The sequence below is a fragment of the Bacillus sp. TSO22 genome (assembly GCF_020223595.1).
GTDB classification, from domain to species: Bacteria; Bacillota; Bacilli; order Bacillales; family Bacillaceae; genus Bacillus; species Bacillus inaquosorum.
Genome location: NZ_JAHAWO010000004.1, coordinates 196,893 through 223,535 on the forward strand (window position 1 = coordinate 196,893; position 26,643 = coordinate 223,535).

General features: G+C 44.3%; 28 protein-coding genes and 2 pseudogenes. 14 read left to right on the forward strand and 16 right to left on the reverse strand.

Features of this window, described 5'->3' with window-relative positions; translation table 11 throughout:
• Positions 1–80: 80 nt before the first annotated feature.
• From uglF to KHQ79_RS06005, 7 genes and pseudogenes are all read left to right on the forward strand, one after another.
• A complete protein-coding gene (gene uglF, locus KHQ79_RS05975) occupies positions 81–1,403 on the forward strand; it encodes a UDP-glucose 6-dehydrogenase UglF (protein ID WP_225514393.1) in 1,323 nt (440 codons plus the stop codon).
• A gap of 386 nt (positions 1,404–1,789) precedes the next feature.
• Entirely contained in the window at positions 1,790–2,554 is a 765-nt protein-coding gene (locus KHQ79_RS05980) for a YwqG family protein (RefSeq protein ID WP_225514849.1), read from the forward strand.
• Positions 2,555–3,137: 583 nt separating this feature from the next.
• Positions 3,138–3,560 (forward strand): YwqH-like family protein, encoded by a 423-nt coding sequence (locus tag KHQ79_RS05985; protein WP_003235627.1) that lies wholly within the window; start codon positions 3,138–3,140, stop codon positions 3,558–3,560.
• Positions 3,561–3,569: 9 nt separating this feature from the next.
• Positions 3,570–3,830, forward strand: a complete 261-nt coding sequence (locus KHQ79_RS05990; protein ID WP_003235626.1) for a YwqI/YxiC family protein — start codon at positions 3,570–3,572, stop codon at positions 3,828–3,830.
• An 18-nt stretch (positions 3,831–3,848) separates the two neighbouring features.
• Complete coding sequence (locus tag KHQ79_RS05995) at positions 3,849–5,717, forward strand: ribonuclease YeeF family protein (RefSeq protein ID WP_225514395.1); 1,869 nt, start codon at positions 3,849–3,851, stop codon at positions 5,715–5,717.
• Between the two features lie 9 nt (positions 5,718–5,726).
• Positions 5,727–6,080, forward strand: coding sequence for a hypothetical protein (locus KHQ79_RS06000; RefSeq protein WP_225514396.1), 354 nt, complete (start codon positions 5,727–5,729; stop codon positions 6,078–6,080).
• Between the two features lie 125 nt (positions 6,081–6,205).
• Positions 6,206–6,923, forward strand: a pseudogene (locus tag KHQ79_RS06005) (endonuclease V).
• A gap of 98 nt (positions 6,924–7,021) precedes the next feature.
• On the opposite strand, the gene KHQ79_RS06010 reads toward KHQ79_RS06005, so the two are convergent.
• Positions 7,022–7,903, reverse strand: coding sequence for a LysR family transcriptional regulator (locus KHQ79_RS06010; RefSeq protein WP_133485725.1), 882 nt, complete (start codon positions 7,901–7,903; stop codon positions 7,022–7,024).
• Positions 7,904–8,025: 122 nt separating this feature from the next.
• Between KHQ79_RS06010 and KHQ79_RS06015 the strand changes: the two genes are divergently transcribed.
• On the forward strand, positions 8,026–8,571 hold the full coding sequence (locus KHQ79_RS06015; RefSeq protein ID WP_003235613.1) for a flavodoxin family protein: 546 nt from the start codon (positions 8,026–8,028) through the stop codon (positions 8,569–8,571).
• The gene (locus tag KHQ79_RS06020) at positions 8,568–8,786 is read left to right on the forward strand and encodes a hypothetical protein (protein WP_225514398.1); all 219 of its coding nucleotides are present in this window, start codon (positions 8,568–8,570) and stop codon (positions 8,784–8,786) included. Before KHQ79_RS06015 ends, KHQ79_RS06020 begins: the two co-directional genes overlap by 4 nt.
• 26 nt (positions 8,787–8,812) lie before the next feature.
• Here the strand turns inward: KHQ79_RS06020 and chrA are convergent, their stop codons facing one another.
• From chrA to chrS, 3 genes are read right to left on the reverse strand one after another with little or no spacing between them, the layout of a single operon-like run.
• On the reverse strand, positions 8,813–9,349 hold the full coding sequence (gene chrA, locus KHQ79_RS06025; RefSeq protein ID WP_003235610.1) for a chromate resistance efflux protein ChrA: 537 nt from the start codon (positions 9,347–9,349) through the stop codon (positions 8,813–8,815).
• Positions 9,346–9,939: a chromate efflux transporter subunit ChrB gene (gene chrB / locus KHQ79_RS06030; RefSeq protein WP_060399649.1), complete on the reverse strand. Its 594-nt coding sequence runs from the start codon at positions 9,937–9,939 to the stop codon at positions 9,346–9,348. The genes chrA and chrB overlap by 4 nt, the downstream gene beginning before the upstream one ends.
• 13 nt (positions 9,940–9,952) lie before the next feature.
• The gene (gene chrS / locus KHQ79_RS06035) at positions 9,953–10,429 is read right to left on the reverse strand and encodes a chromate efflux transcriptional regulator ChrS (protein WP_003235604.1); all 477 of its coding nucleotides are present in this window, start codon (positions 10,427–10,429) and stop codon (positions 9,953–9,955) included.
• 212 nt (positions 10,430–10,641) lie between these two features.
• Here chrS and ggt point away from each other — a divergent pair, with 212 nt between their 5' ends.
• Positions 10,642–12,219: a gamma-glutamyltransferase gene (gene ggt, locus KHQ79_RS06040; RefSeq protein ID WP_225514400.1), complete on the forward strand. Its 1,578-nt coding sequence runs from the start codon at positions 10,642–10,644 to the stop codon at positions 12,217–12,219.
• A 2-nt stretch (positions 12,220–12,221) separates the two neighbouring features.
• On the opposite strand, the gene KHQ79_RS06045 is transcribed toward ggt, so the two are convergent.
• The 3 genes and pseudogenes from KHQ79_RS06045 to KHQ79_RS06055 form a co-directional block, all read right to left on the reverse strand.
• Entirely contained in the window at positions 12,222–12,566 is a 345-nt protein-coding gene (locus tag KHQ79_RS06045) for a DUF4181 domain-containing protein (RefSeq protein WP_225514401.1), read from the reverse strand.
• Between the two features lie 157 nt (positions 12,567–12,723).
• Positions 12,724–13,341 carry a flavin reductase family protein gene (locus tag KHQ79_RS06050; RefSeq protein ID WP_060399646.1) on the reverse strand — a complete coding sequence of 206 codons (618 nt, stop codon included), beginning with the start codon at positions 13,339–13,341 and terminating at the stop codon, positions 12,724–12,726.
• A gap of 342 nt (positions 13,342–13,683) precedes the next feature.
• Positions 13,684–14,223: pseudogene (locus KHQ79_RS06055) on the reverse strand (CotG/ExsB N-terminal domain-containing protein); the annotation flags it as partial.
• 142 nt (positions 14,224–14,365) lie between these two features.
• Here KHQ79_RS06055 and cotH point away from each other — a divergent pair.
• Positions 14,366–15,457: a spore coat protein CotH gene (cotH, locus tag KHQ79_RS06060; protein ID WP_003235593.1), complete on the forward strand. Its 1,092-nt coding sequence runs from the start codon at positions 14,366–14,368 to the stop codon at positions 15,455–15,457.
• A gap of 40 nt (positions 15,458–15,497) precedes the next feature.
• Here cotH and alsR read toward each other — a convergent pair whose 3' ends face one another.
• Positions 15,498–16,385 carry an acetoin biosynthesis transcriptional regulator AlsR gene (alsR, locus tag KHQ79_RS06065; RefSeq protein ID WP_225514405.1) on the reverse strand — a complete coding sequence of 296 codons (888 nt, stop codon included), beginning with the start codon at positions 16,383–16,385 and terminating at the stop codon, positions 15,498–15,500.
• Positions 16,386–16,544: 159 nt separating this feature from the next.
• On the opposite strand from alsR, the gene alsS reads away from it, so the two are divergent.
• The 3 genes from alsS to KHQ79_RS06080 all read left to right on the forward strand — a co-directional run bounded on the left by alsS (position 16,545) and on the right by KHQ79_RS06080 (position 19,712).
• Entirely contained in the window at positions 16,545–18,257 is a 1,713-nt protein-coding gene (alsS, locus tag KHQ79_RS06070) for an acetolactate synthase AlsS (protein WP_225514407.1), read from the forward strand.
• Positions 18,258–18,318: 61 nt separating this feature from the next.
• Positions 18,319–19,086, forward strand: a complete 768-nt coding sequence (gene budA / locus KHQ79_RS06075) for an acetolactate decarboxylase (protein ID WP_225514409.1) — start codon at positions 18,319–18,321, stop codon at positions 19,084–19,086.
• Positions 19,087–19,184: 98 nt separating this feature from the next.
• The gene (locus KHQ79_RS06080) at positions 19,185–19,712 is read left to right on the forward strand and encodes an NAD(P)H-dependent oxidoreductase (protein ID WP_225514410.1); all 528 of its coding nucleotides are present in this window, start codon (positions 19,185–19,187) and stop codon (positions 19,710–19,712) included.
• A gap of 41 nt (positions 19,713–19,753) precedes the next feature.
• On the opposite strand, the gene KHQ79_RS06085 is transcribed toward KHQ79_RS06080, so the two are convergent.
• The 8 genes from KHQ79_RS06085 to KHQ79_RS06120 form a co-directional block, all read right to left on the reverse strand.
• Entirely contained in the window at positions 19,754–20,050 is a 297-nt protein-coding gene (locus KHQ79_RS06085) for a DUF3892 domain-containing protein (RefSeq protein ID WP_225514412.1), read from the reverse strand.
• A 155-nt stretch (positions 20,051–20,205) separates the two neighbouring features.
• On the reverse strand, positions 20,206–20,742 hold the full coding sequence (locus tag KHQ79_RS06090; RefSeq protein WP_225514413.1) for an SH3 domain-containing protein: 537 nt from the start codon (positions 20,740–20,742) through the stop codon (positions 20,206–20,208).
• Between the two features lie 109 nt (positions 20,743–20,851).
• Positions 20,852–21,769 (reverse strand): ribose ABC transporter substrate-binding protein RbsB, encoded by a 918-nt coding sequence (gene rbsB, locus KHQ79_RS06095; RefSeq protein ID WP_225514415.1) that lies wholly within the window; start codon positions 21,767–21,769, stop codon positions 20,852–20,854.
• A gap of 13 nt (positions 21,770–21,782) precedes the next feature.
• Positions 21,783–22,751, reverse strand: coding sequence for a ribose ABC transporter permease RbsC (rbsC, locus tag KHQ79_RS06100; RefSeq protein WP_003235578.1), 969 nt, complete (start codon positions 22,749–22,751; stop codon positions 21,783–21,785).
• Position 22,752: 1 nt separating this feature from the next.
• Complete coding sequence (gene rbsA, locus KHQ79_RS06105) at positions 22,753–24,234, reverse strand: ribose ABC transporter ATP-binding protein RbsA (RefSeq protein ID WP_225514416.1); 1,482 nt, start codon at positions 24,232–24,234, stop codon at positions 22,753–22,755.
• A gap of 15 nt (positions 24,235–24,249) precedes the next feature.
• A complete protein-coding gene (gene rbsD, locus KHQ79_RS06110) occupies positions 24,250–24,645 on the reverse strand; it encodes a D-ribose pyranase (RefSeq protein ID WP_003235574.1) in 396 nt (131 codons plus the stop codon).
• Positions 24,642–25,523, reverse strand: coding sequence for a ribokinase (rbsK, locus tag KHQ79_RS06115; RefSeq protein ID WP_032731661.1), 882 nt, complete (start codon positions 25,521–25,523; stop codon positions 24,642–24,644). The genes rbsD and rbsK overlap by 4 nt, the downstream gene beginning before the upstream one ends.
• Positions 25,516–26,505: a LacI family DNA-binding transcriptional regulator gene (locus KHQ79_RS06120; protein WP_225514418.1), complete on the reverse strand. Its 990-nt coding sequence runs from the start codon at positions 26,503–26,505 to the stop codon at positions 25,516–25,518. Before KHQ79_RS06120 ends, rbsK begins: the two co-directional genes overlap by 8 nt.
• Positions 26,506–26,643: the final 138 nt, after the last annotated feature.

Genomic DNA, 26,643 nt, shown 5'->3' on the forward strand with positions numbered 1-26,643 from the left:
TCATCCGCATTCATGATAGGATGTTCTCATACGATAATACGAAAGCTGCAAAGCAGCAATTTAACTGTTGGAGGGAAACAATGAATATAACAGTCATCGGAACAGGCTATGTCGGTCTTGTGACAGGTGTTTCTCTTTCTGAGATTGGACATCATGTAACCTGCATTGATATTGACGCTCACAAGATTGATGAAATGAGAAAAGGCATTTCCCCCATATTTGAACCGGGTCTTGAAGAGCTGATGAGAAAAAATACAGCTGATGGACGGCTGAACTTTGAAACGAGCTATGAGAACGGCTTGGCACAGGCAGACATTATTTTTATAGCGGTCGGCACACCGCAGAAAAGCGACGGGCACGCGAATCTGGAGCATATTACAGATGCGGCCAAACGCATCGCCCGGCATGTCAAACGGGATGCCATCGTGGTAACGAAAAGCACAGTGCCCGTCGGGACAAACGATTTGATTGAGGGGCTGATCTCTAAACATCTTGCGGAGCCTGTCAGCATTTCGGTCGCATCCAATCCTGAATTTTTACGTGAAGGGTCAGCGATCTATGACACGTTTCACGGCGACAGGATCGTGATCGGAACAGCGGATCAGACAACAGCAAAGACGCTTGAGGAGCTTTTCCGCCCGTTTCAAATTCCGATTTATCAAACGGATATCAGAAGCGCCGAGATGATCAAATATGCCTCAAATGCATTTCTTGCCACTAAGATCAGTTTTATAAATGAAATTTCGAATATATGTGAAAAGGTCGGCGCCGATATTGAAGCAGTCGCGTACGGTATGGGGCAGGATAAGCGGATCGGGAGCCAGTTTTTAAAAGCGGGCATAGGCTACGGCGGCTCTTGTTTTCCAAAGGACACAAACGCTCTCGTGCAAATTGCCGGCAATGTCGAGCATGATTTTGAACTGCTGAAATCGGTCATCAAAGTCAACAACAATCAGCAGGCGATGCTGGTGGATAAAGCGCTGAACAGGCTCGGCGGGGTGACGGGAAAAACGATTGCCCTTTTAGGTCTGTCATTTAAACCGAATACGGACGATATGAGGGAAGCGCCGTCGATTGTCATTGCAGACCGTCTCGCTGCGCTCGACGCCCGTATGAAAGCCTACGATCCCATTGCCGCAAGCCATGCGAAGCATGTTCTCCCGCAAGCTGTTGAATATAAAGAGACGATCGAGGAAGCTGTCAAAGGTTCCGACGCCGTCATGATTTTAACCGACTGGGCTGACATTAAACAATTTCCGTTAGCAGCCTATCGAGATTTGATGGAAACGCCGCTCATATTTGACGGCAGAAACTGCTACACATTGGATGAAGCTGCGGCTGCAGGGGTGGAGTATTATTCTGTGGGGCGGAAGGCGGTTGTTCCGTCGGGGGCAATTCAATAGATGTAAAAAAAGACTGGTTGTGAACCAGTCTTTTTTTGTTTATTGCGGATGATAAGTCTATTCTCCTGCTTGTGGAGGCTGGATACATTTGCTACTATTTAACTATTGTTTGAAAATTTAGATAGGAATAGTGACTTTATGAAAATGGAAAGCCTTCGTGAATCTATGTAAATATAACTGTTTGGAATCATGAAGGATTTTAGGTGATGGTATTGGACCGTATGCAGAATATGATTAATTGAAGCATACATACCATAAACAACAGCTTGAAAAAGCGGAAAAACATTAGAAGAAACAAAAGAAAAACTAGAAAAACAAGAGCTGCCAAAATCATTTGGAGATGCTGGAAAAGGAGAGTAATCGTGAAGAAACATCTGCCTGAAAAAATGGGACCGTATCGAGATATGCTGGAGAAATCAGCAAAAGAATATGTGAAATTGAATGTCCGAAAAGAGAAAACAGGGCGATATGAGAGCAAAATTGCCGGTGAGCCCTATTTTCCCAAGCATGAAACATACCCGACTGACGAAAATGGACAGCCGATGAAGCTCCTGGCGCAGATTAATTTCTCGCAAATTCCCCAGCTTGACGGCTTTCCTTCTGCGGGTATCCTGCAGTTTTACATTTCTGTTCATGATGACGTGTATGGGTTGAATTTTGACAATCAATGTGAACAAAAGAATTTCAGAGTGATCTATTTTGAGAATATCATAGAAAACGAGGACGAGCTTGTTTCTGATTTTTCATTTATCGACACAGACGAATGTGATTTTCCGATTTTATCAGAAGCAGCAGTCGAGCCTGAGACATCTGCGGAATGGGTGCTGCCTACAGATTTTCAATTTGAGCAATATGCGGGCATGGAAACAATGAAATTCTTTGATCAGTTCGGTGAGGATGAAGAAGACATTTATAATGAGCTGGCTGAAAACGGGTTCGGCCATAAAATCGGCGGGTACGCTTCTTTTACTCAGAATGATCCGAGGGAATACGCGTATAAAGAACATACTGTTCTCCTTCTGCAAATTGATTCAGACGATGATATCGATTCAATGTGGGGAGACGTCGGCATCGCAAATTTTTTCATCACACCTGACGATTTAAGGAAAAAAGACTTTTCAAACGTTCTGTACAACTGGGACTGCAGCTAATACAGGCTTTTGATCCAAAGGGTCACCCCTGCCGCCAATAGGGTCAGAAGCGGAAATGAAATAAGCTACACAACAAAATCAGGCGTAGCCGAGTCAATGCAGAACATAAATATGACCAATAAGCTGAGCACCGTAAGAGGCATTGACTAAAGGCCGTGTTTTTTAAACAGCAATGTGCCTGCAATACCGAAAACAAAGAAGGACAGAAAAGGAAAGACAACAAAAAATAACATCATCGGACTGAAAAAACTCATCATCATCACCCTGTTTTTTATCTTTATATTACAGTAATTACCATTGCACGGAAAGAGACAGATCATCAACATCTGTCTCTTTCAAGTGTCTTTGTAACTATGACTTCAGGCATTTCAATGTTATAAAACGCTTTTATTGGCTGTATAACGAACAAAAACAAGATCATAGACCTACATATCGAGAGCGTTATAAGCCTAAATTAAGCCATTTACCCTATTTAAGCCGCCTTCTGGCTATTTTAAAATATAATATATGGAAATAAAGTATGGAAAAGTCTATCTTCATCAGCCCCTCCATACGACTTTTTGAGTATTAAGAGGTGATTCAGATGGGTTATGAAAGTGTATTAGCGGATATCAAAAGTTCGCTCAACGGAAAAATTTCCGACGTGGAAGACAAGATCGAAAAGCTGAAAAAAGCAAAAAAGGACATAGACACACTGCAAGAAGAGGCAATCACTGAAATCAAAGAAATTGTGAAACCGGAATTGGGCAAGCACTGGACAGGAACGAAAGCGGATGATTTCGACAAGGGCAGAGAAGAGGCGAAATCGGAAGCATCCAAGATTGTGAATGATAAATATAACGATTATATGGCTTCAATTCAATTCAAAATATTCACTCTTGAAGCAGAGAAATTTGAGCTGAACTTGACCAAGAGTGCAGCGAATGCCGCAGGCGATCTTCTTGCTAAGGGAGAAGAGTTCGTGGAAGAAGCAGGAAAACAAATTAGTAAACTAAAATGGTGGTGATCTTTTTTTATGTCAGAAATTAAGCTGAAATACGGCACAGTCATCAAAACATTGGATTCTGTCAAAGATGCGCTTGCTGACGTATCAATCGGCGCCGCGGGCTCCAATGGAAAAAACAGCCTTGATTACACGAAAAAATATCATGAGCGTGAGGAGAACATCAAGACCATGCTCGGAGATTATAAAAAAGCGGTACAGAAAAATATCGAGGACACAAAGGATAACGTTGATTCACTCAAAGAGCAGGACGAGGCGATAGCTGTAAAATAGAAAAGAAAGGGCAGTGCGATGAGCAAAGTATTTGAATCACAATCTTTAATCGATGAAGCAAAGAGCAGAAAAAAGCAATATGAGACGCTTGAGGAGCAGCTGAATACGCTGAAAAAAGCGTTTCAGGGCGTTGCAGATTTAGGTGACGATTTTAAAGGAAAAGGCGCGGACAATATTAAAGCTTTCTTTCAGGGACAGGCGGAAATCGTTGACAGCTGGCTGACGCTTGTCTCTGCTCAAATTGCGTTTTTAAATGGCATTTCAGGAGATATTAAAGATCAAGAACTGAATGATTCATATGTGGAAACTTCTTTTTTGGATCATGAGCTGCCCAATGGAGACTTGAAAGCCTCAGAGATTGTCTCCGCTCATAAAGAAGAAATCGATTCTATTTTGTCAGGCATCAGCGATATTATTGATCTCGACATGTACACGCTTGACGACTATGCAGATAAGATGGGCGATGCCCAAAAAATCAGACGTGACACGATCACGGCAGTCGATAAGCTTGATGAATCCCTGACCACTGAATATCAAAATTTAGAATCTCTGGACAACGCAGTGCTCACCAAATATTCTGTTCTCATGCAGGCCACCAGCAACGGGAAGAGCGCATCCCCTATGTACTATAACAAAAAAGCCTTCCACAGCAATGAAGTTTACAAAAGCGTCATTGAAGTAGAAAAGCAAGGAACGACCTATATCGATGCAAAAGCCCAGCAAGCCGAAGCAAGGCGGCTTCAGGAAAAGGCTGAAGAAGAAGCTAACAAACCTTGGTACGAAAAAACATGGGATGGAGTTTGCAACTTTACTGGAGAAGTCACTGGCTATTATGATTATAAAAGAGCAACCGAAGGCGTTGATCCGGTTACCGGAGAAAAACTCTCCACCGCAGAACGTGTGACCGCAGGAGCTATGGCCGCAGCCGGATTCATACCGGTCGTCGGCTGGGCAGGCCGCGCTTTCAAAGGCGGAAAAGCCATCTACAAAACCGGAAAAGCGGCTATTGCCGCAGAACACGCTTTAGACGCCTACAAAACAGGCAAATCCTTAGACATTCTCAAAATGTCAGAAATGGGCGCATACGGCCTTGTTGCGTCAAACGGATTCTCTGAAGCCGTGACAGGTAGAGATATGTTTGGAAACAAAGTGTCTGAGGAGAAGCGGAAATCGGGTGCGCTGGAAGCGGCATTAAGTTTGGTTGGTGCTGGTGCATTGGCGAAACATATAGACAAAGGCATACCGCTTGCAACCCATTCAAAAGTTCAAAAAGCTAACAAGACACTAGAAAAAGTAAAACAATTCAAAGTCCCAACAAACGTCCGCGTATACGCAGAACGCCCAGTAACTCCGGATGGCTTCACTTTCGGAATTCCGACAGTTCGTGTAGATGTGGAAAAGACGGCTGTTAAGGATCTTGGGATTGTGAAGATGGTTAGTGATGGCATCCATAAGGGAAGATCTCATAGTCCTAACATTTCTAAAAATCACGATAAAGTAGCGCATGATGGATATTATGGTCGTAAAGAATTTAGAACGATGCTTAATAATGCTTCGTTCACTCCGCATGGACATAAACATGTTAAGGCTAAGACACCTGAAGAAGCAAAACGTTTTAGTATGACAGGTAAAAAAGCTGCTCAGTACTTACCAGATGTGAATAACAAAGCTTTAGAAAAAGAGGCACTTCTAAAAGGTCATATTATTGATAATGGAAATAACAACTATTATTTCATTTATGATGCAGGAAAAACAGTCGGTTATGATCTAGGTACACCAACAAGTTGGATTAGAGCGGAGTTTTCTGGTGGTGAATATCATGGTCATCCGATTGCCGGCAGTCGATTAGATAAGTATTTAAAACAACTTGGTATTGATAAGCAATAGGAGGCTTTTATGAGAAAGATAAAAAAAATGCCAGAAATAAGTTTACAATCCTTAAGAATTCCAAAAGGATGGACCATAAATCAAAATAGTTTTAGAGAAATTGATCCGAAAAACCTAGCACCAGACGATGAAAAGTGGTTATTTTTTTCACAAGATTTATTGCAATTAACATACTCTCGTGAAAATTACTTACTTGATTTAGGGTGGTATCCAGATGCGGATGCTAATGGATTTTATCAACTAGTTTTGATACAAAATGAGGATTGGGATCAACCCATGTATGAATTTCAGTCAAATAGCCATATTGAAATAGTTGAAAATATAGAATTTATATTAAACAAAGTTACGAATAATGAAATGTAGTTAAACATTCATTTAAAAAAGCTTGCAGAACATGGAGTTGCAAGTTTTTAACTAGAACTTTTAAAGTGAAAATAAATACAACAAAAAAACAGACACTAGTTAACAAGAGGTAGGATTGATTTTAGATACATGTTAAACAAATACATTTATTTAACCTAAACAAAGAAGAATTTGTAAAAATACAACACATCCTTCAACCTAAAATCAACCTATCACCCACCATCACCCCAGACTCCATCAACACCTGCGCAGGCGTCGACCTCGCTTATTGGGAACAGGACGGGGAACCATACGGGGTGTGCAGTATCATCGTGATTGATGTTGATACAAAAGAAAGAAGTCATTGAAAAAGTGCACAGAATGAGGAAAATCAGCGTGCCGTATGTGGCCGGTTTTCTTGCGTTTCGTGAGCTGCCGCTGATCATTGAGGCGGCCAAAAAGCTTGAGACGGAGCCGGATGTGTTTTTGTTTGATGGCAACGGGTATCTGCATTACAACCATATGGGCGTTGCCACTCACGCGGCTTTTTTTCTCGGTAAGCCGACGATTGGAATTGCGAAAACGTATCTCAAAATCAAAGGCTGTGATTTCGTGATGCCTGAAAATGAAGTCTGTGCATATACCGATATTATCATTGACGGCGAGGTATATGGCCGGGCTCTGCGGACGCGGCGGGACGTGAAGCCTATTTTCTTGTCTTGCGGAAATAACATTGATTTAGAAAGCAGCTATCAAATCACGATGAGCATGATCAGTCATGAAAGCAGACTGCCGATCCCTGTCCGCCTGGCTGACCTTGAAACACATGTTTTACGAACGTTTTATCAGAAAAATCATGGATAACATTTGGGACTCTAAGCCATCAAGTGTTTTTTTGTATGCTGTGTGCTTTCCCGGTATCCTGCTTTATCAAAAACCTTGCCGTCCTTGCGGCAAGGTTTTTATTTGAATGTTTTCCGCGTCAAATCGATCAAAGCCTTCAATGGTGCAGACATCCACTTGTCCTTATGCCATGCTAATTGAGTAAAAACGGGGCATTCGCTCTGCCAATTGAGTTCTTTCATCCGACCTGCTGCAATATCATCTTTTACTGTCATTTCAGGTAAGATTCCAATTCCAAGTCCGGCCATCACGCATTGTTTGATGGCTTCTATGCTGACAAATTCTAATTTGTTAGGGTAGACACCGGAATCATGTAAATTGTTCTCAAAGAGAGTGCGGTACGAGCAGCCGTCTTCTGTCAGCAGAAGGGTTTCGTTTTGAAGATCCTTCAATGTTACTGGTAAATCTGCAGGAAAAGGATGGTCGTTAGCAGCCACCATTTTGATCTCATCCTGAATCAAAGATTCAACGTGTAATGCGTCGTCCGGCCGGTTTACATCCAAGATGAATGTGATATCTAGCTGGCCCTGTAAGAGCTGTTCTTTCGCTTGCTCGTTTGAAATATACGGTTTGAATATGAGCTTTACTTGGGGAAAAGCCTGTTTAAATTCTTTTATGATAGGCGGAAGGCGGTAGGTGCACTGGCTTTCCGTCGCCCCGATTTTTAAGGTTCCTGTTGTTTCTCTTACTTGATTTGCGGCCATTTTTGCCTCTTCTGTTAACGCAATGATCTTCTCCGCATAGGATTTGAACGTTTTACCGGCTTCTGTCAGGATGAGCCGCTTGCCGAGCCGTTCAAATAAAGGAGTCCCGATTTCTTCTTCAAGTGATTTGATCTGAGAGGTAACGCTTGATTGTGCATAGTTAAGCATCTTGGCGGTAAGGGTGAAGTTTACATGTTCTGCTGCCGTAATAAAGGTGATCAGCTGCTTCAATTCCATTTGTTCTCGCCCTTTCTAAATCGGTATTATCGATTGGAATAATCGAAATAATCATCTGTATTGATTAATGAATCCATTATATGATGGAGAAAATCATTCGTAAACAAAGGAGCAGATGCATCATGAAAATTGCGGTCATTAATGGCGGAACGAGGCCTGGCGGAAATACGGATCTTCTTGCGGAGAAGGCTGTTCAAGGATTCGATGCGGAGCATATTCATTTGCGGAAATATCAGATCCAGCCAATTGAGGATCTGCGTCACGCTCAAGGCGGCTTTCGTCCTGTTCAAGATGACTACGATTCTATCATTGAACGGATATTGCCGTGCGATATTCTTGTATTCGCCACCCCAATTTATTGGTTTGGCATGTCAGGGACATTAAAGCTGTTTATTGATCGCTGGTCACAGACGTTGAGAGATCCGCGATTTCCTGATTTTAAACAGCAAATGTCAGCGAAGCAGGCATATGTAACAGCAGTAGGAGGAGACAATCCTAAACTAAAAGGGCTGCCGCTGATTCAGCAATTTGAACATATTTTTCATTTTATGGGAATGCCCTTTAAAGGCTATGTGCTGGGAGAAGGCAATCGTCCTGGCGATATTCTTCATGATCATCAGGCGCTGAACGCGGCGAGCAGCTTATTGAAAAGAAGTGATGCTCTATGAAGTTGCTCATGGTTATCGCTGGCATGCTGATTCTAGCTCTCTTTTTATCTTGGAAGGCGTACACTTCTGTTTGGATACAGGTTGAAACCAATTCGCCTCAGGTTCAGCAATATGCGAGAATGGCAGGGACCACCCTGCAAATTAAGCACCTCATCAAGGACAATACAAGCGAAGAAACAGTTGTCATATCAAACGGCATATCTGGGCCAAAATAAAAAAGCACCTGTCTAGGTGCTTTTTTCTATAAATAGGGGATTACAAGGCCTCCATATAAAAACGCTGCGATAATCAAAAATGCCGGGTGCATCTTGAATTTTGTCATGGCAAGGAGGGAAATTCCCGCAATTACTAGTGATTGAATCCAGCCGATCGCTTTGATGCCGTCTGCGCCGATTTGCCAGGTAAGAATAAGCATCATGACCGCAATGACAGGCTGAACGGACAGTGTCATGCCTTTGATAACGGGTGATTGGCGGAAGCGCTGAATGATACGCAGCAGGACGATCAATGCAAGCGCTGACGGTACGACGGTTGCGATCAGCGCAATCAGAAAACCGGGCCACCCGCCTGCGCTGTAGCCGACATACGCGGCGATTTTGGTTGCGATCGGGCCTGGCAATGCGTTTGCAAGTGCGAGCATGTTTGAGAATTGGTCGTTTGAAAGCCAGCTGTATCTGTTTACGACTTCTTCAAACATCAGCGGGATCGACGCAGGCCCGCCGCCATATCCGAGTACGTTTGCGATAAAAAACGCCAGAAATACATACATCATGATCATGAGGCCGACATTCCTTTATCTTTTGAATGTTTATTTGTCATTTTGTCCTTCAGTTTAAAATGAAACGCGCCGTATGCTAAGAAAATGATAATGACCAAGCCGGGATTGATCTGCAAAGTTTGCAGGCCGATAAAAGCGATGATGAAAAACAGGATGCCGGTGACCCAGCCGAAACCTTTAAGCGCTTTTTGGCCAAACTCGTACGCCATGATGCCGAGCATTACGGCAATCACCGGTGTTACGGCACCAATCATGCCGGCAACAATTGCTGAATGGCTTAAGACATTTACAGCCGCAAACAAGCCCACCATAGCAAGACATGTAGGCAGAATATGGGCGAGAGTCGCCACGATTGCGCCTAACGTGCCTTTTAGCTTGAAGCCCAGATACGCCGCCATTTTTGTGGCAATTGGTCCGGGAAGCGCATTGGCGATCGCTAATATTTCTCCGAATTCATCATCATCAATCCATTTATATTTATTCACCGCTTCATGGCGAATCAGCGGAATCACGGAAGGCCCGCCCCCGAACCCTAATATTCCAGTGCGCACCATTGCGGCCGTCATATCCCGATAAGGATGGTTTTTCATTCGTTTCTCTCCTTTACAGCTTCATTCCCATACGGCTTTTGTAGCGTTTGATGAGCATCTGGCAATCAACGCTGACGACGCCTCGCAGCGGATACAGCCGCTTTGTTAAAAACTCTTCCATCTCTTGATCGTTGGCAAAGATCCCATGCATATGCAGCTTGCTCGGGCCTGTCATGTGATAAAGGCTGGTGACCGCAGGCTCTTCCTCAAGCTTAAGAGCGACCTCTTCTAAAAACTGCGGCTCGACCTCGACATTGAAAAACACGGATACATGGATGCCGATTTTAGCCGGATTGATAACAGCGGTGAATTTTTCAATCACACCGGCTTCGATTAATTGATTAATTCGAGCCTGGACAGCAACCCGTGACAAATCGACTCTTTTGCCAAGGTCCGTATAAGATATCCTGCCTTCCTCGTGCAAAATGGTGAGAATTTGTTTGTCGATCTCATCTAGAACAAGGTTGGGGATTTGATATTCATGACTCAATTGTTCCACCTGCTTTCGTAGCCTTTTAGAGATCATTTTATCATAAAAGTTACGTTTCGAATGTAAATTTTTATATTCATTTTCAAAATGAATGGAAATATATCTTGTTATTTGCGAAAAGGATAAAGTTCGTCAGTTTTTCTGCCGGATCAGTAGATGTGGAAAATCAGGCTCCCTATACTGAAGAAAATCACTTAAAAAGGGGACTTGTGATGAACAAATCTGTCATCGGTACAAAGCAAATGGTCGTCAGTCCGCATTATCTCGCTTCACAAGCTGGAAACCGCATACTGGACAAGGGAGGAAACGCGTTTGACGCTGCCGTTGCGGTGAGTGCTTGTCTGGCAGTTGTATATCCGCATATGACGGGACTTGGCGGAGATTCCTTTTGGCTGACCTTTCACCAGGAAACAAAGGAGGTAAGAGTCTATAATGGCAGCGGACGTTCAGGGAAAAATGTAACGAGAGATGTATACAAGGGAAAGAGCGCGATTCCGCTGCGCGGAATCGACAGTGCCATTACCGTGCCGGGGATGGTTGATAGCTGGGATGCTGTACTGAAGGAGTACGGACGTATGTCTCTTACGGACGTGTTGGAGCCTGCACTCGACTATGCCCAAAATGGTTTTCCAGTATCTGCTGATCAGTGCCGTCACACAGAAATGAATCTGGAACTGCTGGTCTCCACGCCTTACACGGCCGACATCTTCACGAGAAGCGGGAAAGCGCCTGTCCCGGGAGAGCGGTTTGTGCAAAAAGAGCTTGCAGACAGTTTGAACATGATTGCCGAAAAAGGAAGAAGCGCATTCTATGAAGGAGATATTGCTCAGCGGATTGTCTCGTATTTACAGCATAACGGCAGTTACATGACACTCGATGATTTTAAAGCGCACCGGGGCGAGTGGATGGAGCCTGTATCAAGTGATTATCGAGGGTACAGTGTGTACCAGGCGCCGCCGAATTCTCAGGGTTTTACCGGTTTATTAACACTGAACATTTTGGAAAACTATGATTTCCGCCAAATCGAGCATGGTTCATTTGAGTATTATCATGTGCTTGTGGAGGCGCTGAAAAAGAGTTTTATAGATCGGAATGCCTTTTTGACTGACCCTGCGTTTGCTGACATTCCGCTTGAAAGGCTTTTGGATAAAAATTATGCGAAACGATTGGCGGGAGATATCGGCTATCTGGCAGAACCGGCAGAAAGCAGACCAGTGGGAAGTGATACGGCATATGCGGCCGTAATCGATGGGGATGGCAACGCAGTGTCATTCATTCAAAGCCTGTACTTTGAATTTGGCTCTGCAGTCACTGCCGGTGATACAGGCATATTACTGCAAAACCGCGGGTCATTTTTCTCATTGGATCAAGATCATGTCAATACGCTTGAACCGAAAAAGCGCAGCTTCCACACGCTTATGCCAGCTATGGCCTGCAAAGACGGAAAACCGAAAATCCTGTACGGCACACAAGGCGGCGAGGGCCAGCCGCAGACCCAGACGGCCATCATTACCCGAATGCTGGACTACGGAATGCACCCTCAGCAGGCAATCAGCGAACCGCGCTGGGTATGGGGCAGAACGTGGGGAGAGGAATATGAAGGTCTCAGAGTCGAGGGCAGATTCACAGAGAAAACAATTCAAAAGCTGAAAGACAGCGGACATCTCGTTGAGGTTGTCGGTGACTATGATCCGCTGATGGGACACGCAGCAGCAATCAAAGTTGATGAAGAAGGCTTTCTCCAAGGCGGAGCCGACCCGCGGGGAGATGGAGCGGCTGTGGGGGTTTGAGATTAAAAGAAAATACAAATATAAATAAAAATAACTAGAAGTAGGGCGGCACCAAATAAATAGTGTACATATTGTTTTTCTTCCCGCCTATATTTCCATTCCATAAATGTACGCAAACAATTCGTCAAGAATAGAAATAGAATAAGCATATTCTCGGGAGGAAAGCGAAACAAAGAAAAACCTAATAAAATGAGCAAGATGATTTCCAGCAATCCTTGTGTACTATTTACGGGTTTATACCACCAAGGCGGTTTAGGGATGCCTAATTTTTTCTGGGCATAGATATAAAAAGCAGTATTGATAAAAGTCGCGACCAGTATCACAATCAAAAAATGAGTGCCTGCCATTCCAATCCCTCCTAATCTACCTTTTATACGAAGAAAAAGGAAAAATGTTTCATAAAAGAACACCCGGACTTTCTCCGGGTGTTCTTTTTTTATAGGCAACATTTTGTGATTACGAGGTCTTTTTGACTAGTTTCTTCTATTTAAATAGTCCCTTTGTTCAGCTGGGACGAACCAGCGTAAATTCTTCACCGAGCTTCGCATAGTGGTTTCCCGCCAATCTTGAGGCTGGCTTTAATTCATCTGTCAAAACATACCCTTTTTCGGCATCATACACCTTTTCATCCAGATGGAAGCAGACAACTCTGCCGATGAGCAGATCTGCTGTCGTCACGCCTTGATCATTGTCGAACGCAATATGCCGCTCTAATGTGCATTCAAAACGAATGCGTGCCTCCTTAATGCCGGGAACTGAAACAGATTTGCTTTCGACAGGATGAAGCGAGGTCCGTGTGAGTTCGCTTTCGTCGGGCCCTAAGCTTGCCGCCGTTTCATTGATGTCTTCAATGATGGCTTCATCACTGACATGGACAACAAATTCTCCGTTCTCTAATGCATTTCGGGCTGTATCTTTTTGGCGTCCTCCCGCCCTGTTAACAGAAATACTGAGAAGCGGAGGATCAGAGCTGACAACGTTATAAAAACTGAAAGGCGCAGCATTTACCGTTCCCCCTGAAGAAAGTGTGGTCACAAAAGCAATGGGGCGGGGGATGACGGCACCTGACAATAGCTTGTATGTGTCTTTGGCACTAAGCTGATCCGCTTGAAATATGTACATAGCAAAAACCGCCTTTATCGTTAGGATACCTTGATTATAACGAAATGGTTTCAAGGAAACCAAATAATGCGGGTTGCATATGTTATGTCATGACATATATCTAATACAGGGGAAAATGAAAAATAGGCTTCCGTACATTTGTCGGCAGCCTATGGTAAGGAAAAGGTATTATTTGTATTTCTTTTTGACTACCCAGCAATTGCCGTCTTTCCAGAATTCTTTTTTGCTGTGATAATCATCATGTTTTTTGTAGTAGTCGTGGTGCGGTTTTTTGTAATGTTTTTTGTGAGATGTTTTCTCATGAGAATAATACGTTTTTTTGAGTGCGTGGAAAGACTTTTTGTAGCTGCGAGACCTTTTCTTGTGAGAGCAGTAAGACTTTTTGTAGCTGCGAGATTTTTTGTGAGAGCAGTACGATTTTTTGAAGCTGCGTGATTTTTTGTGAGAGCGGTACGACTTTTTGAAGCTACGAGATTTTTTGTGAGAGCAGTACGATTTTTTGAAGCTGCGTGATTTTTTGTGAGAGCGGTACGACTTTTTGAAGCTACGTGATTTTTTGTGAGAGCAGTACGATTTTTTGAAGCTGCGTGATTTTTTGTGAGAGCAGTACGATTTTTTGAAGCTGCGAGATTTCTTGTGAGAGCAGTACGATTTCTTATAGCTGCGTGATTTCTTGTGAGAACAGTATGATTTTTTGTGGCTGCGTGATTTCTTGTGAGAGCAGTACGATTTTTTGAAGCTGCGTGATTTTTTGTGAGAGCGGTACGACTTTTTATGGCTGCGCTTTTTTCCATGAGGCTCTTGGTATAAATAGTCCTTCAAACCTTCTTTTTTAGCGGATTTCACCGCTTCTTTGATGTCAGAATGGGAATAGTGGCCCAATTTGAAATCCTCCTTTTAAAAAATGTTTTTAAGGATAAATATCCTTACTACCCACATAGTACGCACGTTTTTTAAAAGTGTATAAGTGTTCCGCTGAGATCTCACAAAAATAAAAGCCTAAAATTTGTTAGGGGGATTATGGATGAAGAACCAATCCAATATGCCGCTTTATCAGCTGTTTGTTCATCCAAAAGATTTGCGTGAATTAAAAAAAGATATATGGGACGATGATCCGGTGCCGGCTGTGATGAAGGTAAATCAAAAAAGGCTGGATATTGATATCGCTTACCGGGGATCGCATATCAGAGACTTCAAAAAGAAGTCATACCATATTTCCTTTTATCAGCCGAAAACATTCCGCGGCGCGAGAGAGATTCACTTAAATGCGGAGTATAAAGATCCTTCCATGATGAGAAACAAATTGTCCCTGGATTTTTTCTCAGAGCTTGGGACGCTGTCACCAAAGGCGGAGTTTGTGTTTTTAAAGGTGAATGGAAAGAATGAAGGGGTTTATCTTGAACTTGAATCCGTCGACGAATTTTATTTAGCGAAAAGGAAGCTGGCGGACGGGGCGGTTTTTTACGCGGTTGATGATGATGCTAATTTCTCTCTGATGAGCGATTTGGAAAGGGAAACGAAGACATCGCTTGAGCATGGATATGAAAAGAAGACAGGGACTGAGGAAGACGATTTTTATTTACAGGATATGATCTTTAAAATTAATACTGTCCCTAAAGCCCAATTTAAATCAGAAGTGACAAAGCATGTGGATATCGACAAGTATTTGCGCTGGCTCGCCGGCATTGTGTTCACCTCAAACTATGACGGGTTTGTCCACAACTACGCGTTGTACAGAAACAGTGAAACCGGATTATTTGAGGTGATTCCTTGGGATTATGATGCGACCTGGGGCAGGGATATCCACGGAGAGCGGATGGCTGCCGATTATGTAAGAATTCAAGGATTTAATACACTAACCGCCCGGATATTGGATGAACCCGATTTTCGCAGGTCCTACAAACATCTGTTAGAAGAAACGCTCCAATCTCTTTTTACAATAGAATATATGAAACCGAAAATAATGGCGATGTATGAGCAGATTAGACCGTTTGTCCTGATGGACCCATATAAAAAGAATGATATTGAGCGTTTTGACCGTGAGCCGGATGTAATATGTGAGTATATTATAAAAAGAGCTGATTACCTCAAAAGTGAGCTTGATCTTTTATCCTGACGATAAACGGGCGGATTCCGGTGAACGGAGCGCCTTTTTTTTATTTCCGTTCATTTAACGATTTGCATATATCCACAAATTGTCCCAGTACAGGGTTTTGGCTATCTTTTTTATACGCGATAATCCATTCTGCTTTGAGCTGAAAATGATCAACGCTTCGATACGTGACATCAAGATTAAACAGCCGTCTGGCCGAGGATGGCACAATGGTAATACCAATGCCCGCTGTCACCAGTCCGATTACCATTTGATATTCTGTCGCTTCCTGAACAATATTTGGCACAAAACCTGCGTTTTCACAGAGCTGAATAAAGTCGGTATATAACGTAGGCCACGCTTCTTTGGAAAGGGTGATGATCGGTTCGTTTTCCAAATCTGTAATGTTGATTGATTCTTTTAATGCAAGCGGATGCTGTTTTGGTAAAGCGAGGATGCATGGACTGCTCTGGGTTGTCTCAATTTGCAGCTCCGGATGCTCTAACGGCGGATGGAGAATGCCGATATCGATATTTCCCTTGAGCAACTCCTCCTGCTGCCGGTAAGAAGTGATTTCTTTCAGTTCAATTTTCACAGAGGGGAATTTTTTACGGTATTCCCGGATGATCGGCGGCAGAAATTCATATGTAGCAGATCCGACAAAACCAATGACAAGGTGGCCGTGCTCGCCGCGAGCCGTCCGCTGTGCAAGTTCAATTCCTTGTCCAATTTGCATCAAAGCTGACCGGCAGTGATTTAAAAAGATTTCGCCGGCCGCGGTCAGCTCGACAAATCGTTTTGTCCTCTTCAGAAGCGTCACCCCGACTTCTTCTTCCAGCTGTTTGATCTGCTGGCTGAGAGGAGGCTGTGTCATGTTCAGCCGCCGCGCAGCTTTTCCGAAATGAAGCTCTTCGGCTACTGCGATAAAGTATTGAAGATGGCGAAGCTCCATTCAATATGCATTCCTTTCCTTAGGTTAATAATTCGTAATACATATTAATCATAAGGCGAATCGATATTGGAGGTCAATTTCCAAAGAGTGTATAGTGAAACGTATCACAAGAAATATTTAAAATTTTATGTTTAAAATGCATAATAAGGAGTGAGGGTGTTGACAAAAGCAACAAAAGAACAAAAATCCCTTGTGAAAAACAGAGGGGCGGAGCTTGTTGTTGATTGCTTAGCGGAGCAAGGTGTCACACATGTATTTGGCATTCCAGGTGCAAAAATTGATGCGGTTTTTGACGCTTTACAAGATAAAGGGCCTGAAATTATCGTTGCCCGGCATGAACAAAATGCAGCATTTATGGCGCAAGCAGTCGGCCGTTTAACTGGAAAACCGGGAGTCGTGTTAGTCACATCAGGACCAGGTGCTTCTAACTTGGCAACAGGATTGCTGACAGCAAACACTGAAGGTGACCCTGTCGTTGCGCTTGCTGGGAACGTGATCCGTGCAGATCGTTTAAAACGGACACATCAATCTTTGGATAATGCGGCGCTATTTCAGCCGATTACAAAATACAGTGTAGAAGTTCAAGATGTAAAAAATATACCGGAAGCTGTTACAAATGCATTTAGAATAGCGTCAGCAGGTCAGGCTGGGGCCGCTTTTGTGAGCTTTCCGCAAGATGTTGTGAATGAAGTCACAAATACACAAAGCGTGCGTGCTGTCGAAGCGCCAAAACTTGGTCCTGCACCGGATGCTGCAATCAGTGCGGCCATTGCAAAAATCCAAACAGCGAAGCTTCCTGTCGTTTTAGTCGGCATGAAGGGCGGAAGACCGGAAGCGATTAAAGCGGTTCGCAAGCTTTTGAAAAAGGTTCAGCTTCCATTCGTCGAAACATATCAAGCTGCCGGTACTCTTACGAGGGATTTAGAAGATCAGTATTTTGGCCGTATCGGTTTGTTCCGTAACCAGCCTGGCGATTTGCTGATTGAGCAGGCTGATGTTGTTTTGACAATCGGTTATGACCCAATTGAATACGATCCGAAATTCTGGAATGTCAATGGTGACCGGACAATCATCCATTTAGATGAAATCCTGGCTGACATTGATCATGCCTACCAGCCGGAACTTGAATTGATCGGTGACATTCCGTCCACGATCAATCATATCGAACATGATGCTGTGAAAGTGGACTTTGCTGAACGTGAGCAGAAAATCCTTTCTGATTTAAAACAATATATGCATGAAGGTGAGCAGGTGCCTGCAGATTGGAAATCAGACAGAGTGCATCCTCTTGAAATCGTTAAAGAATTGCGAAACGCAGTCGATGATCATGTTACAGTGACTTGTGATATCGGTTCACATGCGATTTGGATGTCACGTTATTTCCGCAGCTACGAGCCATTAACATTAATGATTAGTAACGGTATGCAAACACTCGGCGTTGCGCTTCCTTGGGCAATCGGCGCTTCATTGGTGAAACCGGGAGAAAAAGTGGTATCAGTCTCTGGTGACGGCGGTTTCTTATTCTCAGCAATGGAATTAGAGACAGCAGTTCGTTTAAAAGCACCAATTGTACACATTGTATGGAACGACAGCACATATGACATGGTTGCATTCCAGCAATTGAAAAAATATAACCGTACATCTGCGGTCGATTTCGGAAATATCGATATCGTGAAATATGCGGAAAGCTTCGGAGCAACTGGCTTGCGCGTAGAATCACCAGACCAGCTGGCAGATGTACTGCGTCAAGGTATGAACGCGGAGGGTCCTGTTATCATTGATGTCCCGGTTGACTACAGTGATAACATTAATTTAGCAAGTGACAAGCTTCCGAAAGAATTCGGAGAACTCATGAAAACGAAAGCTCTCTAGCACTCTGCGCATCATGACACTGTTTGATGAACAGCACTAAACAAAAGGAGTGAAGGGAATTATGAAACGCGAAAGCAACATTCAAGTGCTCAGCCGGGGCCAAAAAGATCAGCCTGTGAGCCAGATTTATCAAGTATCAACAATGACTTCTCTATTAGATGGAGTATATGACGGGGATTTTGAACTGTCAGAGATTCCGAAATACGGAGACTTCGGTATCGGAACCTTTAACAAGCTTGACGGAGAGCTAATTGGGTTTGACGGCGAATTTTACCGTCTCCGTTCAGACGGAACTGCCACACCGGTCCAAAACGGGGACCGTTCTCCGTTCTGTTCATTTACGTTCTTTACACCGGACATGACGCACAAAATTGATGCGAAAATGACACGTGAAGAATTTGAAAAAGAGATCAACAGCATTCTGCCAAGCAAAAACTTATTTTATGCTATCCGCATTGACGGGTTGTTTAAAAAAGTGCAGACAAGAACGGTAGAACTGCAAGAAAAACCTTACGTGCCGATGGTTGAAGCGGTCAAAACGCAGCCGATTTTCAACTTCGACAACGTGAGAGGGACGATCGTAGGTTTCCTGACACCGGCTTATGCTAACGGAATCGCCGTATCTGGCTATCACCTGCACTTCATTGATGAAGGACGCAATTCAGGCGGACACGTTTTTGACTATGTGCTTGAGGATTGTACGGTTACGATCTCTCAAAAAATGAACATGAATCTCAGACTTCCGAATACAGCGGAGTTCTTTAATGCGAATCTGGATAACCCTGATTTTGCTAAAGATATCGAAACAACTGAAGGAAGCCCTGAATAAAGGAAAAAAGAAAGCCTTTCTGTGCAGGGCTTTCTTTTTATTTGGCTCTTTTCCTGATTTTAGATAAAATAACGTCAAAAGGGTAAAGGTGTGGTCTGATGAAAATATTGGTTTTAGCAGTTCATCCTCATATGGAAACCTCAGTTGTTAATAAGGCGTGGGTAGAGGAATTAGGTAAACATGACAATATTACAGTACGGGAGCTTTATAAGGAATACCCGGATGAAGCGATAGATGTTGCGAAGGAGCAGCAGCTGTGTGAGCAATACGACAGGATTGTCTTCCAATTTCCGTTTTATTGGTACAGCTCTCCGCCGCTCTTAAAAAAATGGCAGGATCTTGTGCTGACTTACGGCTGGGCCTTTGGTTCAGAAGGAAACGCCTTGCATGGCAAGGAGCTGATGCTGGCTGTTTCAACAGGGAGCGAAGCGGAAAAATATCAAGCTGGCGGAGCAAATCATTACTCGATTAGTGAGCTTTTGAAACCATTTCAGGCCACGAGCAATCTGATCGGCACGAAATACCTGCCTCCATATGTGTTCTATGGCGTGAACTATGCAACTGCAGAGGATATTTCCCTCAGTGCAAAACGGCTAGCCGAATACATCCAGCAGCCTTTCGCTTAAAAGAAAAGCCCTGTCCAGCATGCGGCAGGGCTTTTCTATAATTAAAAATCCGGCAGCTCTGACAGATTATTTTCCTTTATGCCGTCCGGTTCACTTCGCAAAATATCACGTCCGTATTTATGGAAGACATCAACATGAGCGAGTTTTCCCGCTTGTGCTTCTGACAGCGCAGTGGGATAGTCGAGCTCTCTTCCTGTGTTCGTTTTCACTGCGATAATATTGTCATCCTCATTTCTTCTGACTGCAATAATTTCTTCTTGTCCAGCTGGAACAGCTTGCTGTTCGCCGTTTGTTTGCTGAGCCTTATACGATTCATATGCTGCTTCAAATTGATCCATATCTACACCTCCATTATTTAACGTGAACAAAAATGTCGATGATCATGTATGGTTTCGGCATGGCATACGACAATATTTCCTGAGAAATATCGCGGGGATGTGACAAATCAATTCATAATAAAAGGGATTCCGCATAGACACGGAATCCCTTTCAGTTATTTTGTCATGTGTAAATCCTTTGTTTTCATATAGCCTGTCGCTCCGCCGTAATCAACGAATACCCAATCAAAATCAAAACCGCCTTTTTTCGTTTTACTCCAGCCTAAAAAAGAAACGCTTGTGTTTGCTGGAAGAGTCTTGATGCTCTTTCCTTCAGCGGATGTATATACTTTTGTTTTTGTTTTGGTTTTTACTGTTGTCGCAGCTTTTACAATGTAATGAGTGGAGACAAAGCCTGTTTTGCCGTTTTTATAATGAACCTTTGCCCAGTCAGCATTTGCGAAGGAAATCAGCTTTAAGCTGTCGCCTAAGTGCAGCGTATCGGCTTTATGACTTGATGGGGAAGCCTTCGTTCTGACATTTAGGGCCTCTGCTGACACCAAATAAGAATCAATCGGATAGCTGTATAAATCATCAATGCTTACAGTTGTTTCTGGCTGCTGTGCATGGATCGTGCTTGCGCCTCCTGCGGAAGCCGCAGTCATTCCGGCTGCAAGTGCCAGAGTGGATAATATTTTTGTTGTTTTGTTCATTTCGTTCCTCTCCTCACGTAAGAGAAATAGTTCATTCTATATCCCTATTCACGTTTTCACAGATTCCTAAACATAAAAAAGGATCAGATAAAGATCTGATCCTTGGCAATTATTTTTGTGTTTCTAGTTTGAGAGGTGCAGATATGGATTTCTTCACTTTTTTCCCATGCAAAATATCATCGGCTGCTTCTGTAGCCAGTTTACCGATCAATTCAGGCTGCTGGGCGACAGTGGCTGAGAGCTTTCCGTCTTTAATGGAAGCGAGCGCATCTTTATTGCCGTCAAAACCGATCACTAAAATATCTTTTCCCGAGCTGTTAATTGCTTCGAGAGCACCGAGCGCCATTTCATCATTGTGAGCAAAAACAGCTTGGATATCCGGATGTCCCTGCAGCAGGTTTTCCATGACAGTCAGGCCTTTGGTGCGGTCAAAGTCAGCTGATTGCTTTGTGACAACGTCAAGCTTTTCATCTGCGATGTTATGAAATCCTGAGCCGCGTTCCCGTGTGGCAGATGCGCCGGGCACGCCTTCAAGCTCTGCCACCTTTGCTCCTTTTCCAAGTTTGTCAGCAATGAATTCTGCGGCCATTTCACCGCCTTTGACATTATCAGAAGCAACGAGAGTTTCAACTTTTCCTTGTTCGGCGGAACGATCGATTGTTACGACGGGCACACCGACTGAGTTTGCAGATTCTACTGCCGTTGAGATCGCCGAGGAATCAGTCGGGTTGATTAACAATGCGTCGACACCTTGCTGAATTAAGTCTTCTACGTCACTCGTCTGTTTTGATGAATCATTTTGTGCATCGACAATGATGACTTTCATTCCCCGTTTTTCAGCTTCTTTTTCGATACCCTTTTTTAATAAGACAAAAAAGGGATTGTTAAGCGTTGAGACGGACAAGCCGATGGTGAATTCCTTTTTGTTGCCCGAGTTTGACGGCTTTGCCCATTGGGGAGGCTCAAGCGAACAGGCAGTTAATAAAAACAATGATAACGTTAAAATGACGGATACAGCCTTTTTCATATGAAAAACCCTCCTATGCTGACTTCTTGCGGTCTAATAGTACCGCAATTAAGATGACTATCCCTTTGACAACCAGTTGGTAAAACGATGAGACGCCAAGCAGGTTGAGCCCGTTATTAAGTGTGCCGATGATCAGCACCCCGATTAACGTGCCGACAATGCGTCCGCGGCCGCCGGAAAGACTTGTTCCGCCTAAGACGACCGCTGCGATAGCATCCAGTTCGTACGATTCCCCGGCAGTCGGCTGTGCAGAATGCAGGCGGGAAGTCAATATGGCGCCGGCAAGGGCGGATAAAAGCCCGGCTAAAGAATAGATCATCACTTTCACGCGCGTCACTTTAATGCCTGAAATGAGCGCGGCTTTTTCATTGCCTCCGATTGCGTATGTTCGGCGTCCGAACGGTGTTTTATGAAGAAGCACCCAAAGGATGACAAAGGCAAGAACCATCGTAATCGCCGGTACAGGAATGCCTAAAAAGTAACCGCGCCCGAACAGCTGAAAAGCGTAGTTTGTGCCAAGTCCGGTAATCGGATTTCCGTCTGTATACACAAGCGTCAGTCCGCGAAACACAGTCATGGTCGCAAGCGTGGCGATAAAGGGCGCCATTTTTCCTTTTGTGATCAATAGTCCGTTGATCATGCCGAGTACGCCACCAATGATACAGCCCAGGATAATCGCAAGAACCGGATCGACACCAGATACAATCATTCCCGCAACTAAAGCGCTGGACAGGGCAAGAATAGCGCCGACAGAAAGATCAATGCCGCCTGTTAAAATCACAAAGGTCATGCCGAACGCGATTAATCCGTTAATAGCGACCTGGCGAAGCAGGTTTAAAATATTCAGCGGTTCAAGAAAGCTGGGATTTAAAATAGATACAATGATCACGAGAATAAATAAACCGAGAAACGGGCCGAGCTTTTGCATGACTCCGTCGAAGTGGATCCGTTTTTGTTCTGTTTGCAGTTGTTCTGTTTTCATATTACCGCCCTCCCGTGGCAAGTGTCATAATTCGTTCTTGTGTTGCTTTCTTCGCATCGATTTCTCCGCTGATTCTGCCTTCATGGACAACGATAATGCGATCGCTCATTCCGAGAATTTCCGGCAGCTCTGATGACACCATAATGATGGCGACGCCGCGTTCTGTCAGCTCATTCATCAGCGAATAAATCTCCCGTTTGGCGCCAACATCCACACCTCTGGTCGGCTCATCCAAGATGAGCACTTTCGGCCCGATGCCGATCCACTTGGCAATCACCACTTTTTGCTGGTTGCCTCCTGATAAATGGCGTGCATGCGTTTCAGATGATGCCGTTTTGATGGTCAGGCGTTTGATTAACAGATCGACAAATTCAGCTTCCCGTTTGTGATCAATGAGGCCCTTTGGAGAAAAACTGGACAAATTGGGCAGAGCAATATTCTCGCGAATTGATGTGTCGAGCAGCAGCCCTTCATCTTTGCGGTTCTCTGTGATAAAGCCGAGCCCTTTTTTCACCGCATCCTGCGGGTTCTTAATGGACGTCTTTTTTCCCGCGATCCATATCTCACCCGAGTCCAGCCTGTCAACGCCGAACAGCGCTCTCATGATTTCTGTCCGGCCGGCTCCCATCAATCCGGAAACACCAACGATTTCACCGGAACGAACATAAAAGCTGACATCTTCAAAACGTCCTTTGACGGAGGCATTTTTCACCTCGAATATTTTGTCGCCGAGAGAAGGGGTGCGTGTCGGATATCGTTCAGTCAGCTCGCGGCCGACCATTTTTTTGACGACTTCATCAAAATCGGTTTCTGAGATGTTTGTTGTGTCTACGGTTTTTCCATCACGCATGATGGTGATTCTGTCGCAAATCGCAAAAATTTCTTCCATGCGGTGCGAAATGTATACAATGGATACGCCGTTCTTTTTTAACGCTGTAATGACCTCAAATAGCTTGCTGATTTCACGTTCCGTCAACGCTGCTGTCGGTTCATCCATAATGATTACCTCGGCATTGGTCATGAGCGCTTTTGCGATTTCGATCATTTGCTGCTGTCCGACGGAACACTCGCCCGCTTCTTGATCAAGAGAAAGAGAGACAGACAGTTTGTCAAATTGCTCTTTTGCTAGCGCTTTCATTTTTCTCGTTTGTAGAACACCCAGCTTAGAGGATATCTCTTTTCCGATAAATAGATTCTCAAGAACGGTCATTTCCGGCCAGATATTCAATTCCTGATGGATAAAAGCGATTCCATGCTTTTCCGCTTCCTTCGGATTGGGAAAATACGTTTCGTTTCCGTTTATGCTGATTTGCCCTTTATCCGATTTATGCAGGCCTGTCAGAATGTTCATAAGCGTGGACTTGCCGGCGCCGTTTTCTCCCATTAATGCGTGAACCTCACCGGGCACGAGCTGAAAGGAAACGCCCGACAGCACTTGGTTTTTTCCGAATGCTTTATAAATGTCTTTCATTTCAATCTGCATGTCCCATCCTCCTTTCTAGAAAAGCACACCCGCCTGCAGGATACAGTTTGCATATGGTGTGAATTCACCTGTTCTTATAATTGCTTTTGCTTCTTTTGTCAGCAGCTTAAATTCTTCGTGAGAAAGGTATTCAATCTTCTGCTCTGAAAAAAGATTCTCTAGAAATCTCGCATTCTCCTGATTAGAAGCTTTTATTTCAGATGCAGCAATGACTTTTTCGACGACCATCTCGTCTGCGAGCACTGCCGTTGTATCCTGGAAAGCCGGGAGACCCGGCTTCAGTGAAAGATCAATTTTCAAAACGCCGTCAGGAACGGGCAGCCCCGCATCCGCGATGACAATTTTATCAGTGTGGCCAAGATCGGCTAAAAGCTTGGCAAGATGGCTGTTCAGTATACCGTGTTTTTTCATGACAGCAGCTCCTCTACTTCTTTTCTTGTCGGCATTCCGCCTTGGGCGCCGAAGGAACAGACAGAAAGGGAAGCGGCACGGTTGGCAAACCGCAATGCAGCTTCAATGTCTTTTCCCTCCGCCAGAGCAACGGCGAAGGCTGCGTTAAACGTATCACCGGCTCCGGTAGTATCAACAGGCTCAACAGGGAAGGACGGGATGAGCCGCTCTTTGCTTCCCGCTGAATAGCGGACGCCTTGTTTTCCTTCTGTAATAAAGAGCTTCGCCGGATAAAGCGCCAAGGCCTCAGAAACGGTAAGCCTAGGGAATAAGATCGACGCCTCGTGTTCATTCGGCGTGAGGTAGGTGGCGTGATCAATTGTTTCCTGCTTCAGCGGGCGGGCCGGTGCCGGGTTGAGCATGATCGGGATATCGTGAGAATGGCAGTATCTGCACACCTCATCAACCGTTTCCTCCGGGATTTCCTGCTGAATCAGGACCATATCGATCTTTTCAATCTGTTCAAGCGCGTCAATCGCATAAGATGGGGTGATGTCATCGTTCGCACCTTTGACGACGACAATGCTGTTATCACCTTCAGCAAGCACAATGTGGGCGGTTCCGCTTTCTTTATGTGTAACCGGTTCCATATAATCGGTGCGAACGCCGTTTGCTTTTAAATTATCCAAAATGGCTGTTCCATAATGATCGTCTCCGACCTTGCCAACCATAAACACGTGGGCGCCAAGTCTTGCAGCAGCAACGGCCTGATTTGCTCCTTTACCGCCCGGCACAGTCTGAAACGACGTGCCAAGTACTGTTTCACCGGCTTTTGGGCGTTTGTCCGAGGTGACCACTAAATCCATAGAACAGCTTCCAATCACACAAATATTACGCATCATGATCTTCCTTTCTTGTCGTCTTTCTTCCTATATAGGTGACGGGCATTTGAATCGCCGTTTCTGTCAGCGGCTGTTTTTTGATGATACGCAAAAGCAGTTTGGCTGCTTCTTTGCCCATGTCATATGCAGGCTGTTTAATTGTAGACAGAGGCGGGAACAGCAGCTCGCTTTGCGGAATGTCATCATAGCCGATAATTTGAATATCCTCCGGCACGTTTTTTCCGCGCCGCAATGCTTCATGTAAAACCGCAGCGGCCTGAATATCATTACTCGCTATCACACCGTCTGTCTCAGGATATGAGGCAAACAGCTCCTTCGCCATCGATTGCGCATCCTTGAAAGAAAATGAAGCCGTCTCGATGACCTGAAAATCAACTTCGGCCTGCTGTAAGATCTCCAAAGCGCCGTTAAAGCGGTCTTGAGCGGTCGGCAGGTGAGCGGGGCCTCTCAAGAGCGTAATGCGCTTGCTTCTTCCGTGAATGATGGCTTCGGCAGCTAATTTTCCTCCTGTATGGCCGTCACTGGACACAGAAGGAGCGCCTTCAGGTGTTCTGTCCAGAAAAACGACAGGGTGATTCATGCCGCTGTATTCATCAAGATCCGGGTAATTCGTTGCGGCAATAATGCCAGCGACATGATTTTGTTTAAAGGTTTGAAGGTACTCAAGTTCTTTTTTTAATTCCTCGTCACTGTTGCCGAAAATAAGGCGATAGCCTTCCCGGTTCAATTCATCCTCCGCACCGCGGGCAAGCTGGGGGAAGAAAGGGTTTGTGATATCCGGGAGCAAAAGCCCGATCAGCCGGGATTCTCTTTTATAAAGAGATCTGGCGACTTCATTCGGGTAATAGTTCAGCTTCTCCATCGCCGCTACGACACGCGTTCGCGTTTCTTCATGTACATAGCCGTTGTCATTCAGGACGCGGGATACCGTCGCAACAGAAACGCCCGCCGCTCCGGCGACATCTTTAATTGTAGCCAAAACAGCTCCTCCTTGTTTGTGTAACCGTTTACATAGATAGATTATCATGAGCATTCCGAAGTTGGCAATAAAAATATCAAAAGAAATCTAACTGTAAATTGTATATATAATTGAGAAATTTAAGGTTTTCGCTCTTTT